General features: G+C 42.2%; 7 protein-coding genes. 5 read left to right on the forward strand and 2 right to left on the reverse strand.

What is annotated here, in order from left to right:
• Positions 1-672 precede the first annotated feature (672 nt).
• Positions 673-4,119 (forward strand): pyruvate carboxylase, encoded by a 3,447-nt coding sequence (locus FNH22_RS24620; protein ID WP_143401167.1) that lies wholly within the window; start codon positions 673-675, stop codon positions 4,117-4,119.
• A 316-nt stretch (positions 4,120-4,435) separates the two neighbouring features.
• Here the strand turns inward: FNH22_RS24620 and FNH22_RS24625 are convergent, their stop codons facing one another.
• Entirely contained in the window at positions 4,436-4,891 is a 456-nt protein-coding gene (locus tag FNH22_RS24625; RefSeq protein WP_143401168.1) for a c-type cytochrome, read from the reverse strand.
• Between the two features lie 577 nt (positions 4,892-5,468).
• On the opposite strand from FNH22_RS24625, the gene FNH22_RS24630 reads away from it, so the two are divergent.
• The 4 genes from FNH22_RS24630 to FNH22_RS24645 all read left to right on the forward strand — a co-directional run bounded on the left by FNH22_RS24630 (position 5,469) and on the right by FNH22_RS24645 (position 12,942).
• Complete coding sequence (locus tag FNH22_RS24630; protein ID WP_143401169.1) at positions 5,469-8,321, forward strand: TonB-dependent receptor; 2,853 nt, start codon at positions 5,469-5,471, stop codon at positions 8,319-8,321.
• 11 nt (positions 8,322-8,332) lie between these two features.
• Positions 8,333-9,952, forward strand: a complete 1,620-nt coding sequence (locus FNH22_RS24635; protein ID WP_143401170.1) for a hypothetical protein — start codon at positions 8,333-8,335, stop codon at positions 9,950-9,952.
• A 28-nt stretch (positions 9,953-9,980) separates the two neighbouring features.
• Positions 9,981-11,540 (forward strand): hypothetical protein, encoded by a 1,560-nt coding sequence (locus tag FNH22_RS24640; RefSeq protein ID WP_143401171.1) that lies wholly within the window; start codon positions 9,981-9,983, stop codon positions 11,538-11,540.
• A gap of 73 nt (positions 11,541-11,613) precedes the next feature.
• Entirely contained in the window at positions 11,614-12,942 is a 1,329-nt protein-coding gene (locus FNH22_RS24645) for a metallophosphoesterase family protein (RefSeq protein WP_143401172.1), read from the forward strand.
• Positions 12,943-13,132: 190 nt separating this feature from the next.
• On the opposite strand, the gene FNH22_RS24650 is transcribed toward FNH22_RS24645, so the two are convergent.
• On the reverse strand, positions 13,133-15,769 hold the full coding sequence (locus FNH22_RS24650; protein ID WP_143401173.1) for a glycoside hydrolase family 2 TIM barrel-domain containing protein: 2,637 nt from the start codon (positions 15,767-15,769) through the stop codon (positions 13,133-13,135).
• Positions 15,770-15,779: the final 10 nt, after the last annotated feature.

Genomic DNA, 15,779 nt, shown 5'->3' on the forward strand with positions numbered 1-15,779 from the left:
AAAATGCCGTATTTTTATCCCTCATATTTGGGTGTCGTATAAGGTGTGCTTTTTGTTTCTAACTATCTCAAAAATAACACCTTACACCCAAATTATTCACCTACTAATGAATTTTCCGGGTTAACCAAAACACCTTCACGACAGCCATATTCTTACTCCTCAAGACCCTTTCGGTAAATGCACTTTTGCTGTTTTGGTCATATCTAAGTTATTGCCTACCTCAGTTCAACAATGCTTGGTGTTTAAGTAGGTTGGGCCTGCGTAGAATCTTAATGCATAATCCTGGTTCAGGCTATTGAGGAGGGTATTCTCTTGTTTTGGGTTACTTATCCCAGGTTTGAATCGACATAAATATGAATATGAGCAGAGTATAATAGTGTTAAAAATACTTGGAGTGAAATTTATATGGACTTAAATCCATACATTTTGTATGTTGATCAGGTGAGGTGAAAAGATATTTTTTGATGAGAATTCAAATATAATGCAGTGAATAAACTTGTTTAGCGTAAATTCGCTATATTCTATGCGTTGACCCGGAACTAATCTGATAGTATGACGGATCATTATGCTCAAAAAAGACAATACATAAAGATGTGTTCTCGCTTAGGCGGGTATATCTGACACTTAATAAAGTTGCCGGAAAAAAAATACAATGATTTAAGTACTAAAAATATGAACGACTCTATCATTCCTTTTACTAAAGTACTTGTTGCTAACCGTGGAGAGATCGCCATTCGTGTACTCAGGGCCATCTCTGAATTACACATGACCTCTGTGGCTGTCTATACCTATGAAGACAGGTATTCATTGCATCGGTATAAATCGGATGAATCTTACCAGATCGGGCCGGATGATGAGCCGCTTAAACCCTACCTGGATATTGAGGAGATCCTGTCCGTGGCAAAGGCCCATGGCGTGGAGGCCATTCACCCTGGCTATGGGTTTCTTTCCGAGAATATTCACTTTGTAAGGAGATGCGAAGAAGAAGGCATTGTATTTATCGGTCCCAGACCCGATGTGATGGAAAGGCTGGGAGACAAGGTAATGGCCAAAGAGGTGGCTTTGGCAGCAAAAGTTCCCATTATTCAGGACAGCCAGAAACCATTAACAGATGAAAACATCGCATTGGAAGAAGCCAGCCGAATTGGTTATCCGGTAATGCTAAAAGCTGCTGCCGGTGGAGGCGGACGAGGAATGCGGGTGGTAAGAGAGGAAGAACAGCTCACCAAATCCTATCGGGAAGCTAAATCTGAAGCAGGAAAAGCTTTTGGTAATGACGCTATCTTTATTGAAAAGTATATCGATAATCCCAAACACCTTGAAGTACAGATTCTTGCTGATAATCATGGCAATATTATGCACCTTTTTGAAAGAGATTGCTCCGTTCAGCGACGATTCCAAAAGGTGGTAGAAGTAGCGCCAAGTATTGGTTTGAAGTCTGAAACGAGGGAGAAACTTTACGAATATGCTTTGAAGATTGCCCGGCAGGTAAAGTACAACAATGCAGGCACTGTAGAGTTTTTGATAGATGCGGAAGAGAATATTTACTTTATAGAAGTGAATCCTCGTGTACAGGTGGAGCATACTATTACGGAAGTGGTCACCGGTATTGACATTGTGCGAACGCAGATATTGGTTGCTTCTGGATGTCATCTTTCCGATGCGCGGATTGGTATTTCATCGCAAGACGAACTCTCTACAAGAGGTTACGCCATCCAGTGCAGAATTACTACAGAAGACCCTGAGAATAATTTTAAACCAGATCATGGCGTTATTATAGCCTATCGAAGTGCAGGTGGTTTTGGTATTCGGCTGGACGCTGGTAATGTCTATAATGGCGTCAAAATATCACCTTTTTTTGATTCCTTGTTAGTGAAGGTGACGGCATCCGGACGCACTATGCAGGAAGCTGCGGGACGATTACACCGCGCATTGAGAGAATTCCGTGTGCGTGGGGTCAAGACAAATGTCGGATTTTTGCAGAATGTTATTTTCCACCCTGAATTTTATGAAGGAAAAGCTACTGTCAATTTTATTCAGAACTACCCTGAGCTCTTTAGTATTAAAATACCTTTTGACCGAGGAACCAAAACGTTAAATTACCTCGGTGAAATAACCATTAACGGTAACCCGGATGTCAAAAAGTTCGATCCGGACCGAAAATTCAGACAGCCTCAGGTACCTGATTTTGAGAAGGATGCTAAACCACCTGCAGGGTCAAGGGATTTGCTTAAGAAACTGGGAAGAAGTCAGTTTTTAAAGACTCTGAAAGAAGACCCTGAAATACATTATACCGACACCACGATGAGAGATGCCCATCAATCGTTGTTGGCTACCCGGTTTCGTACCCAGGACCTGTTGAAAGCCGCCAGAAGTTATGCCATCCAAAACCCGGAGGTGTTTTCATTGGAAATGTGGGGAGGGGCTACTTTTGATGTGAGTATGCGGTTTCTCAAAGAGAGCCCATGGGTCAGGTTAGAATTGCTAAGAGAGGCTATCCCTAACATTTTGTTCCAGATGTTGCTCAGGGGTGCAAATGCAGTGGGGTATACTGCCTATCCTACTAACTTGATCTATAAGTTCATTGAGACGTCTGCCAGCAACGGAATGGATATTTTTCGGATCTTCGATTCCTTGAATAGCGTTGAAAATATGAAAGATGCCATTGACGCTGTAGTCAAAAATACGGAAGCGCTTGCAGAAGCCTGTATATGCTATACCGGTGATATAGAAGATCCGGGTAAACACAAATATACCCTCGATTATTACCTGAACCTGGCTAAGAGGCTGGAGGATACCGGGGCGCATATCCTCACCATTAAGGATATGGCAGGGTTGTTGAAACCGTATAGTGCACATCAGTTGATCACGGCATTAAAAGAAGAGGTAGACATTCCGATCCACCTGCATACACATGATACTTCTTCTGTGCAGTCCGCCACCTATTTAAAGGCTATAGAGGCGGGAGTGGATATTGTTGATGTAGCATTATCCTCCATGTCAGGGTTGACGTCACAACCCAACTTTAACTCATTGGTGGCTTCTTTGGAGCAGCATCCCAGGGCCAGAAAAATGAACCTGGAGTCGCTTAATGCCCATGCAAGTTATTACGAAGGCGTAAGGGATATGTATTATCCTTTTGAGTCAGGCCTAAAAGCGGGTACGGCGGAAGTATATGATCATGAGATACCAGGTGGACAGTATTCTAACTTAAGGCCCCAGGCCATAGCATTGGGACTGGAGGATCAGTTCGAGGAGATCAAAAAGAATTATAAGGCAGCTAACTTATTATTTGGTGATATTGTTAAGGTGACCCCTTCCTCAAAAGTGGTGGGTGATATGGCCATGTTTATGACCGTGAACAACCTGTCAGCCCGGGATATCATAGAAAAAGGACACGAGTTTGACTTTCCTGATTCGGTCATTGCCTTATTCAAGGGTGATTTGGGCGTACCCTTTGGAGGCTTTCCCCGGGAAGTGGCACAAAAAATTCTAAAAGGTGAAAAACCGAATACCCAAAGGCAGTCTGAAGCCCTTACCCCGGTAGATTTTGAAAAGGGGTTTGATGAATTTCAAAAAGAATTTCCGTCAAGTAGTTTTGAGGATTTTCTGTCTTTCCTTTTTTATCCTGCGGTGTTCAAAGAATACTATAACTATTTGAAGCGTTACGGTCAAATTACAGATCTGCCTACCAGTGCTTTCTTTTACGGGATGAAGCCGGGGGATGAGATATTGGTTGAGATTGCAAAGGGTAAGGTGATCACCATCGAAATGATGTATGTGACCCGGCCGGACGAGCAGGGTAAACGGTCCATTTCATTTAGTATGAATGGTCAGACCCGATTGATAAAAGTACGTGACCAAAGCTTTTCGGCTACAGCCAAATCAACACGGCTGGCGGAAGGGCCGAATGAAGTAGGAGCGCCACTACCCGGGAAAATAGCGGAAGTTATGGTGACGACAGGAGACAATGTGGAAAAAGGGGACGTGCTATTCATTATAGAAGCTATGAAAATGGAGTCTTCTATTACAGCCTCTGTTTCGGGGACGGTAGATAAGGTATACCTGGAAGCCGGTGAAATTGTGGAACAGGATGAATTGATCATGGCATTTGGGTAGGCATGAGAATTGAGCTCATGAATGATAATTCGGTTCCAAGAGATCGGTCTATAGGCTGTTTTATTGAGTGAAAGTTAAAAGGCAGAAAAACATCTGACCTGAATAAAACAAGGGCCAGGTAAAGATTGTGGATAGTGCGAATCTGAAAAGGAAGGCCGACTACAGTATTTTGAGGTCCTTATTTTGGTTTCTGTCTCTCTTTTATGTCAGATTCCAGCTCCTTACGTCATAAGAGTGCTGGATACTAAATGAAGTCGTAAGAATTTCGTATCAAACGTCCTTTTCCCTCATCAGATGTCATCTGCCTACCAGCGTTTTATTGACCTCCCCATTTCGCACCATGCTTTTCTTCAAAATGTGCCGGAAACCAGGAGGGCTCTTCTATTTCATGATCATAAATATAGGCAGCAATTTTTTTTAGTTGTTCAGCGTCTATCGGTATTTGCGGCATTACACCAAAGCGTTCGACCGGCCCGGGCATAATGGCCTTTTCCCTGCTCGGTTTTAGCATAAAGTCAGTCATGTTAGCTGTGAATGCCTCCTTATCAGGATACTTGAGCTTATAGCGATACTTCACCGCTACCAAAGGCGGGGCCATAATGTAGTCATGAGAGGTCACTTTTGGATTATGACATGCATAGCAGTTCATTCGTAAAGACACGAGAACCGCTTTTGTGTCAACGGTATCACCTGTCATTATCTGGCTGAAAGCACAATTAATACTAACTCCAAAAGTCAGCGAGAAGAAGATAATGCGATATAGTCTTTTCATAATCATTGCGGCTCAGTACGTTAACCGGGTATGTTTTTCTTGCCTTGTGAACATTTACCGGGCTGATGTTAATGTGAGTTTCTATGTTAACGTGGTTTGCCTTATAGAAAAATGATGAATAATAAGACCGCTTATGATTCCTGTCAATTTTTTCTCAGATAATTTGAGAGCTGTTTTAAAAAGTGTTGAGTAGATATGGCACTTGTTTCATTGTCAGTGACTTGGGTAAGTGTTGTCTCTGGATGAGTGATTTAACATTCCTACGAAGCCCCTTCGCATATGTGAGGGCTGCTCTAAGATTATTAGCACCTATTTTCTTACGTAAAAGTGGCTCAAAATTAGCATAAAGCCACTTTGTAACATGGCTACCCATCTTTTGAAACATGATTACCGACTCGCTCATGTACTTTTTATGAGCTTTGATGGCTGAAAAATAAAACTCTTATCGTAAGGTGAAGTTTAAACAATTTTCAAAATCAAGAAAGCTAAGATGGTATCAGATAAGGGAAGTCCTCATAGGACTTTTCCTTCTGGTCCTCTTCCTGTTATTGATTAAACTGGTATGAACCAAGAGAAAATGAAAGGTAATATAATATTTATTGTGCTTACCGCTTTGATAATCAGCAATCTTGACTTGCATGCGCAAAAATTGAGCACTATCAGAGGTCGCGTGCTGGATGGGGATTCCGGTGAAGGTTTGATGGGTGCTTCCGTGGTAATTGGAACAAGTACTGTAGGAACTGCCACGGATTACAATGGTGAATTCACATTGAAAAGTACGCTGGGCGGCACTATAACTATCCATGTAAGTTTTATTGGGTTTGCATCTAAGAGCTTAGAAGTTGAAGTTAACCAATCTGAAATAGTATTGCCCAATATCGAGCTTAATGCCGATATAGCCAGTTTAGAGGCAGTGGTGGTACTTGGTAGTCTTGAGGGGCAACAAAGAGCACTTAATCAGCAACGTACAGCGGATAACATAAAAAACATTGTTTCAGCGGATTTAATAGGCCGATTTCCAGATCTAAATGTAGCGGAAGCATTACAAAGAGTACCGGGAGTCAACATACAGCGTGATAAAGGGGAGGGATCAACAGTTAGTATCAGAGGAACGCCTCTCAATTTTACCACTGTTCAGATCAACGGTGAGCAAATACCTAGTGTCCAACAAAATGGCGCCAGAACCGAGTCTCTGGATCTTATACCGGCAGATCAACTTGGTTCCATCGAAATCACAAAAGCCCCTACACCAGATATGGATGGTGATGCTATTGGGGGTACCATAAATCTAAAAACACCCGTGGCTAAAAGCGCTGATCTGGGTGTAAGGGCTGAAGCCGGGCTTGGTTATAATGAAATTTCCGATGGTTACAATGGTATAGGAAAATTACGACTGGATAAGCGCTTTTTCCCTTCTGATAATACTTTTAGTGAAGGGAAATTAGGAATTATTGCTGGGGGCAGCTGGTATAATTCTGACAACTTTCAGCATTCAATCGATGCAGATTGGACGCCGAGGCCTGTTGAACTTGCTGTTTCAGAAGAAGAAGTTATTGTCATTGAAGAATACCAATACCGGTTAAGACAAAATGAACGTGAGAGGATCGGAGCTACGTTTACGATGGACTACGAATTCAATGATAAGAACAGTATTATTTTCAATTATATGTACAACCGGCGTCAGGATGTGGATATACGTAACCGACTGCGTTTTGATATGGACGGAGCCAGATATCAGACACTTGATTCGATTACCGGCTCAGGACCAAATTTAAAGGTGAGACGGGATATCAATATTTTTGATGAATTAAAGGAAAACCAGACGTTTAACCTTGGTGGTAGTCACAAGCTAAGCAATTGGGATATTGATTGGGGGGCTTTCTATACTGTTTCGAAGCGTACTTTGTCCTCCGATCGTGCGGATTTTTCAAGTGAAGAAACGGAAGTTACCGTAATCGTAGATAATCCCGAGGGCATATATGCTGAAGAGCCCAGTTTTCGCCTTTCTACGAACGATCCTGATGTTCATGACCCTTTTCTTTACAGTACGGTCAGAAGATATGAAGAGGATTTTGAATCAACAGATGCAACTAATCTTGTTGGTAGGGTGGATGTAGCCAGGAATTTCCAATTATACAATGGTAGTCCGGTTCTTCTGAAATTTGGAGGTAAGTTACGGACGCAAGAGAATGACAAATTTAGAAATAACCAGGTGCTGATATTTTCAGATCCCAATGATCTGATCAATGAAAATGAGATTTTCTTGCGTACGTTGTCAGGGGTTGAACCTCTTGATTTTTTATATAGTGACTATCGTTTCGGCCCCTTGATCAGCCAGGAGTCTCTTCAGCAATATGTCACCGATAACCGAAGATTACTAAACACTTCCGATCTTGCGTGGGATTCAAGGCGTCTGTCCCTAAATGATACTTATGAGGCACAGGAGAGTATTTATGCCGGTTATGCTATGACCCGGGTTCAGCTTAATAAACTAATGATACTTGCAGGGCTCCGCTACGAGTTCAATGAGGTGAGTTATGATGCGTTTGACGTTTTTAGATTCGGTACTTCTGTAGAATCTTCACCTATATCCGGTGGTAACGACTACCATTTCTGGTTGCCAAATGTCCATTTGAAATATAGCCTGACCACATATACTGCATTGCGTTTCTCAGCAGTATGGAATTATTCGAGGCCAAATTTTGTGGATGTTGTTCCATTTGTAAATCAGGATGCTGACGCACGTATATTGCGACTCGGGAATCCTGAATTAACACCGGCTAACGCGTTTAATTTGGATGTGATGTTTGAACATTATTTCAAAAATGTGGGTGTAATATCACTCGGGGCGTTTTACAAAGACATTGATAACTTTCAATTTGATAACATAGACCCTTCATTACTTCAGGATTTTCCAGGTTTTTCCAGTACACAAGGATTTCTATTTAGTCAGCAGCAAAATGGAGAGAATGCTAAGGTGGCCGGGTTTGAGTTCAATTTCTTTAATTCTCTTCGGTTTCTACCGGGAGTACTCAAAAACTTTAACATTGAAGGGAATTATACTTACGCGTATTCAGATGCTTTCACCAATGAAAGGGAAAATATATCACTTCCAGGCCAGGCGGAGCATACTTTCAATACGGCTCTTTCCTTCGATTACAAAACCTTCACTGCCCGCGTTTCGGCAAACTATAACGGAAGTTTCCTTACCTCTGTAGCGAGCGTTTCAGAAAATGACTTTATCCAGAAGGCCCGCCTTCAAATGGACGCCAATGCTTCATTAAAATTCAAAGATCATTGGAGGGTATTTGTTGAAGGCGTGAATATTACTAATGAACCTACAATACGATTTCAAGGCGACGAAAGTCGTATTTCACGCATTTCCTATTTTGGGTGGTCAGTTAGATCAGGAATCAGTTTTAGCTTATAAAAAAGACAGTCATGCGATATTTAATATACACGATTTCTTTTATGCTATTGACAGGTGTTCAGTTTTCCTGTAATGAAATTGAAAAAGAATTTGAACTTCCACCACCTTCAATTACAGTAAAAGATCCGCTACCTGATCCTGTCATTCAGGAAGCCGGAAATGACATCTTCCAGATATTCACACTTCAATCCGCCGTTGGGCTACTTAAATTTGATGTATTTCAGGATGATGTATTAGTCGAAACCATCAATTATACCGATGAAATAAGCGACGTATACTCGTTTAATTATACCATTCCGCAGGGCACGCCCAATAAGACAAGAACGGAATTCAAATTCATATTAACCGATGCAGATGGGGTACAGGTAGAAGATGAAATACAATTATTGGTGAATACCACCTTCCTTGAATCTATAGAAACCATTAATAACATGGAGGTTACCGTTCTCAAAGGACGACTGAACCGTGATTATACCATTGAAGCAGTACGGAATTACCTGATAGATAGTACGTTATCAGTGGAAAACAACGGAATATTTACCATAGAAGCAGGGGCTACGGTACATTTTAGAACGTACGATAATCAAATAGAAACATCAAGACTTGTCATTACGCAAGGGGCTAAAATCATTGCGGAGGGCACGCCAGATGCTCCCATAGTCTTTACAAGCGACAAACTTTTAACGAACGGTACTCCTATGCCTTTTGACTGGGGTGGATTAGTGATCCACGGCAACGCACCCTCTAACCGGGGTGGCGTACTACTCAATGATGGCTTCAGATATGGAGGCGATGTACCTAATGATAATTCAGGCATATTGCGTTACATACGGATAGAATATGCCGGCAATTTACAGGAAACTACTGTACATGCTTTGCGTCTTTTGGGGGTTGGTTCAGGTACCCGGATAGATCATGTACAGACGTACAGAAATTATAACATAGCCTTTCGTCTTATTGGTGGTCGGGTTAACCTTAAATATATCTCGGGCATGGGCCATGGTGGTTATGGGTTGTGGGCTAGTGAAGGATGGCAGGGATTAGGCCAGTTCTGGCTTTTTCAAACAGACGTTGCAGCTACTATTCTTCCTGTGAATTACTGGAATATTGCCAGGTCAATAGAAATGCGCAATGACGACGATAATTTTCTAAGAGAACCGCGGACCAGTTTTACGATCAGTAATGTCACCTGTATTGGGAATGGTTTCCAGGAAGGTGTCGATAATGGTACCCGCAGGGGGGTTCGGTTTAGAAGAGGCGCCATAGGAACCTTCCAGAATGCCATTATAACCGGGTTCCCCAATGATGCTGCACGGGTGGAAGACCTGGATATATCCGTGCTGGGAGTTGATATGATCTTTGATAACGTGCGATCTTTTGACAACAGTAAAAACTACGAACAAGAGGCGCGTACTGTATTCTTCGAAAGCGGCAACTTCAATGTTACCGAAGACCCGGTACCGGGCATTTCTTTGTCCTCGTTCGTAGGTTCTGAAACATCACCATTTGATCCGGCTACGTTGGGTAGTTTCTTTACGAGCGCACCTTATATAGGTGCCGTTCAGGGGATTTCAAATGATTGGACCACTGAAGGTGAATGGTTTAAAGATTTAGACGGATCAATAAGATAAAAATAATAGTTACTAAATAATCTCTCAAATGGAAAAATTCTTTTTACTTTTTAAAAACATGACTTTATTCTTAGGAATATTTAGTCTGGTGCTATTTTCATCGTGCGGCGATGACGATAAAGAATTACCTGTGGCCCCTACCATAAGTATTGATGGAGCCACCACAATCATTAGTAAATCTGGCGAAAACTTTAGTGTTGACCTCACACTCAACGCCCCTGGCGGTAATAAAGAATTAGTAGTTTCAACCAATGGTGGTTTGCTTGAAACGGTGACACTGGATGCTGATATTACGTCATTCACCTATAATACGCAACAAGTACCGAGTGATGCAGAGGAAGGGGAAGAGTTCGAATTCCAGTTTTCCCTCACTGATCTGGCAAACCAGGAGTCACCTGAGGTGGATTTTATTATTAATGCCGCCCTTTACGATCAGGTTGTGATAGGTGGTGAGTCATTGTATAATGTGACAATACCCGCAGATGGTATAGTGACTGGAGGTACATCTGTTAAATTCATAACGGGTCGTAATTATTATATCACTGAACCGCTATCTTTTGAAAGCGGCAGCTCCTTTACTATTGAAGAAGGTGTAGCTGTTTATATGGAAAAACCAACAGAAGAAAATGAATTAGATGTGGAAATAAATCTCAATTCGGGCACCGTTGTATCTATCACAGGTACGAATACAGCACCCGTTGTGATGACTCCTTCCACTGTTCTTACAGGGGATCCTCAGCCAGGAGATTGGAACCGTTTGGACCTGGATGGTACTACCAATGCCGTAGTTCGTTATCTGAGAACGGAATATGCCAGTGAAGGGATGAGAATGGATGATCTGAATAATACAAATACAATTGAATATGTTCAAACCTACCTTTCTAAAGATGAGGGAGTTTACATTACTGATGGTGATCTTAACGTGAAATACATCATAAATACCCGGTCAGGAGATACTGGATTTAGGTTGGGAGACAATTATCAGGGAACATTGCAATTCATTATCAATCATGGCTCAGAACATGGTGAAACAGACTTCCACGTAAGAGAAACTGCCGGAATAGTGGCAGCAAACATGACACTGATAGGAGCCGGGCAGGAAGCGGCCGAAGGCGATGATGTTTTGGAAATAGATGCAATTAATAATACGTTCAAGATCTATAACACCATAGTTACAGAAGCTTTAGATGAAGACCTTAAATTCGATGCTGGGGACATGGACATTACCGATCTGTCAGGGACAAATGTATTGGCTTATTCCTATTTCTTTAATAACAACGACCCTTTGAAGGATAACGCGGTAGATTTTTTCGGAACATTTGATGAAACAGGTGCACTTTTAACCAATCCCTTTTTTAATAATGCGCTATCCGGAGGCCCTGATCCTAAAAATATTGTTTTTGAAGTTATTGACGGAATAGGAGTAAATGATTTCATTCCTGATGCAGAACAGCCAGCGAAAGAGAACTTTGATCCGGCTACAGTGAATGACATTTTTGTGTCCGCTCCTTTTGTAGGTGCCGTGCGTGACGCCGCTAATGACTGGACAGTAGGATGGGTAAAAAATATTGATGGTACCATCCGATAGTATACTACATTTTTGAATGGATCCAGTTACGGTGCGTCACTGTGACTGGATTTTTTATGACTAATTACTTATTATGAAGAATACTTGCATTTGTCTGTTGGTTTTATTGAGTACAAATTTGCTGGCGCAGCTGCCTGAAAAAAACCTGCCTCCCAGGCATCCTCAATTTGATTTTCATCCATCACAACGTCCGGATAGACTTTTGCTAACATGGACTGACAATTCTTCTTCCACCCAAACAGTGACCTGGCGAACGGATACTACCATTACCAAGGGATATGCAGAAATCACTTTAGCCGATCCTTCTCCTGATTTTCATAAAGAAGCAACGCAATTTATTGCAGAAACACAGTTAATGATCACTGATTTTGGCAAAGCGGCTTATCACACTGTTAACTTTACAGAGTTAAAGCCCAATACCACCTATGCCTATAGGGTAGGAGCCGATAAGTATTGGAGTGAATGGGTACAGTTTGTAACTGCGGGAACGGATTTCGAGCCGTATTCATTTATATACCTGGGTGATGCGCAAAACAAGCTGTATTCACATTGGTCTCGTGCCATACAGGCAGCATACAGGGAAGCCCCCAAGTCTAAATTCATAGTCCATGCCGGTGATTTGATCAATCATAGCCAGAATGACTATGAATGGGGCGAGTGGTTTGAAGCAGCGGGCGCAGCAGTGAAAATGATTCCTACCATCACTATACCTGGTAACCATGAGTACATCAAAAATCCAGAGGGGAAGAAGGTTTCACTTACTCCATTTTGGGATCCACAGTTTAACTTTCCTCAAAACGGACCGAAAGGATTAGAAGACCAATGCTATTACATTGATGTCCAGAATGTACGTATCATTTCATTAAACTCTAACGACGATTTTAAAATACAAGCCAACTGGCTTTCAGAGACGCTTTCAAATAATCCTAATCAATGGACTTTTGTCACCTTCCATCACCCCGTGGTTTCCGCTGCAAAAGGCAGAGTGAATGAACAAGTGTTAAAGCTATGGAAACCTATTCTGGACAAGCACAAAGTGGATATGGTATTACAGGGCCATGATCATACCTACGCCCGGGCCCAAAACCTCACCACGGGTACGAATAGTTATGAAGGTAGTTCAGGTACCGTTTATGTAGTATCGGTAAGCGGCCCCAAAATGTATCCATTGACGGAACAACCCTGGATGGAACGTTCAGCAGAGAATACGCAGTTATATCAAATCATTGATGTGGCAAATGATCACCTGATCTATCGTTCTTTTACAACAGGAGGTATGCTATATGATGCCTTTAGAATTGAAAAAAGGGCCGAAGCCTCCAATGAACTTATCGAGCTACCGACCGATTACCAGGTTGAACGAAGATTTAGGAACACACTCACCGATCGTGATGATGAATAATGCCATTTAGCAGGCTCCCTCGGAACCACACCGACTTATACATAAGTTTAACTCCTTTCTTTTAAATTCAATCGTAGAAAATATAGACCATTTGATCAGGTTCACTGACTTTCAATCCCAGGTGCCAGGCCAACTGACCTCCAGCACCCAGCTCATGCCTGAAAAGACCAAAATGAATTTTAGTAACACCTTACAGCTGTCTGATTCTGATGGCACTTATGGTCGTTTCCCCCTTTAATGCTTCAAGTGATACTTTAATCCCCTTGCTATGATGCGCTTTGATTTTCACCCTTTTCATTAGTGGGTAGTTATAGCCGTAGGTTTTAAGCAAGTCAAGATTGCCATACAACACCTGATCATTAATGGAGACTTTCATCTGCCGGAGTCCGCCCGGGTGAGTAGGAGATTCTTTACCCTCCACAAATCTTCTGGAACGGGGGTAGTTTTCTACAAAAAATAGCTCTACTTCATACCATCCGTCAGCTACATCAAACTGATAAGCTTCACTGCCTATGCGTATGGACTGATAGAGTGGATCAAGGTCAGTAGTGGTTAAAATGTCTTCTTTCGTGCCAATTTTTTTACTCACATAAAGTGGCTCCCCACCAATGTATCCCCAACTACCTTTAGCATAGGCTTTATCTGGCAACCAGTTTACTTTACCCTTTTCATCGTAAAAGGAATAATTACAACCGGCATTTATGGCAATATCTATCCTGTTTTTCTGGAGGGAGAGCTCAGTGGGAATATATTGAAAATGGATTGTCAGCTGATCATTCAGGCCGGATGTATTGGAGGGCGTAGTTGCGCGGAATTCATGACTGCCGTGTGTAAAAGGAACAGACCATGTGGCAGATGAGTGATGGATCTGTTTAGTACCCAAAGACGTTCCATTCATCCATAGTTCTACATCGGGCAGGTTTGAATATACTTGTACAGGTTGTGTGACTGTGGTGTCTCCTGCATTTGGATAGCCACTTCTTTCCACCCAGTTGGTTTCTGCAATTTTTATGATCGGTTTCTGGCTCAATGCGGCCTGAAAGAGAAAATAGGGGTCTTTAGGTGTTCTGTCAGTGGTCGCCAGTCCTTTATTGTTCAGGTGCGGATTGGAATCTATTCTACGTTCTGAACTAAAGTCAATCAAATTCCACACTGATGCCCCTGCAATAAACGGGCGCTCTTGGATCTGTTCCAGAAAACTTTCCAGGAAACGTTTTTGTCCCTCTACTGTAAAGTCAAAACGTTCTGGCGCTGTACTGTGAAGCCTGGGGTCACTGCCGGCACCATATTCACTGATAATATGCACTCGTCCAGGATGCTTTTTATGCTGTTCATCCATGAACTTCCCAAAGTCCCCATAGGTATCGTAATACCACCCATGATAAAGGTTCCAGCCCACCACCATTGGTATTTCAGCGATACCGGAAGCTTCATAAAGTGGATAATTATGCAAAGCCATGGCTGTATAACGGGAAGGGTCTTCTGCTCGGGCTACTTTCTCAAGACGCCTGGCCAGAGTAACAGTGGCATCGGTGTGCTTTGTTACAACAGCTTCATCCAAAAAGCGATGTGCCCAGTAGATCTCATTCATATATCCCCAAAGAATGACCGAGGGGTGATTATAATGCTGACGTATCATTTCCTTCAGCATAACTTCAGCGTTTTGATCGTGTTCCTCACTTAGCGTGATTTCATTCACCAACGGAATTTCTTCCCAGACCAATAATCCTAATTCATCTGCAGCATCCAACACGGCAGGGTCCTGGGGATAGTGGGCCAGTCGGATGAAAATACCGCCCATAGCCTTTAGCAGCTCCAGATCACTTCTATGTTGATCATTGGATAATGCATTTCCCATGCCCCAATAGTCCTGATGACGATTGGCGCCCATGAGTTTTAAAGGTTGGCCATTAAGGAAAAAACCTTTGGAAGGATCAAAGCGGAACCACCGGAAACCTGTGCGGCTCATTACTTCGTCTTTTGTTACATCTCCTTCACGTAATTGTACTTCTATCGTGTAGAGGTAAGGCTGAGCGGGTGACCAGAGCATAATGTCTTTTAACTTCTTCTGCAAATCGAAACTACTGCTGGAATACGCTGTGAGTTTAATCTTTTCTTCTATTTCACTCACTGCTTTATAGGTTTCATCATAAACAATAGCTCGAACGGAAACCTTCCTGCTTTCATCAGTATCATTGTCCACGCTGCCTTTTATTTGTAGGACAGCTTCGTTTTCGTTGACTTCGGAAGAAGTGACGAATATGCCTTTGCTTCCATGATCAAGCATGTTGAAATGAACCTGATCTGTTTCTATCAGGAATACATCCCTGTATATACCGCCAAAAAAGGTGAAATCAGCAGAAAGCGGAGCAATGTTGGGATTAGGTGTGTTATCCACACGGGCGGCCAATACATTATCACCCTTTACAAGAAAATCGGTAACATCAAAAGTGAATGCAGAGTAACCACCTACGTGCGTGCCGACAGGGCTACCATTAATGTATAACATAACTTCTTGTCCGGCCCCTTCAAAATGAAGATAACGGCGCTTTTCGAGGTTCGTTTTAGATATGTTCAGATGTTTTCTATACCAGCCTACACCACGATAATATCCACGGTTTTCATCAGGTAATACATCTTTATCGTTCCAGGTATGGGGTAGACCGACTACCTTCCAATCACTATCGTCGAAATTTTGCTGAGCCGCTTGATTGATGTCTCCCTTGAAAAAAGACCAATGAGCATTAATACTTTGAGTAAGTCGCGGCTGGCTAAAGCACAAGTTACATACGACTACTCCTAAAAAAAGAAAGTTGATTTTTTTCATCTATATCATT

The organism is Fulvivirga sp. M361, assembly GCF_007097395.1.
Lineage (GTDB): Bacteria > Bacteroidota > Bacteroidia > Cytophagales > Cyclobacteriaceae > Fulvivirga.

Excerpts from the sequence above, each read along its gene's own strand:
- FNH22_RS24620 (WP_143401167.1), top strand. The coding sequence starts at position 673 with ATGAACGACTCTATCATTCCTTTTACTAAAGTACTTGTTGCTAACCGT.
- FNH22_RS24625 (WP_143401168.1), bottom strand. The coding sequence starts at position 4,891 with ATGAAAAGACTATATCGCATTATCTTCTTCTCGCTGACTTTTGGAGTT.
- FNH22_RS24630 (WP_143401169.1), top strand. The coding sequence starts at position 5,469 with ATGAAAGGTAATATAATATTTATTGTGCTTACCGCTTTGATAATCAGC.
- FNH22_RS24635 (WP_143401170.1), top strand. The coding sequence starts at position 8,333 with ATGCGATATTTAATATACACGATTTCTTTTATGCTATTGACAGGTGTT.
- FNH22_RS24640 (WP_143401171.1), top strand. The coding sequence starts at position 9,981 with ATGGAAAAATTCTTTTTACTTTTTAAAAACATGACTTTATTCTTAGGA.
- FNH22_RS24645 (WP_143401172.1), top strand. The coding sequence starts at position 11,614 with ATGAAGAATACTTGCATTTGTCTGTTGGTTTTATTGAGTACAAATTTG.
- FNH22_RS24650 (WP_143401173.1), bottom strand. The coding sequence starts at position 15,769 with ATGAAAAAAATCAACTTTCTTTTTTTAGGAGTAGTCGTATGTAACTTG.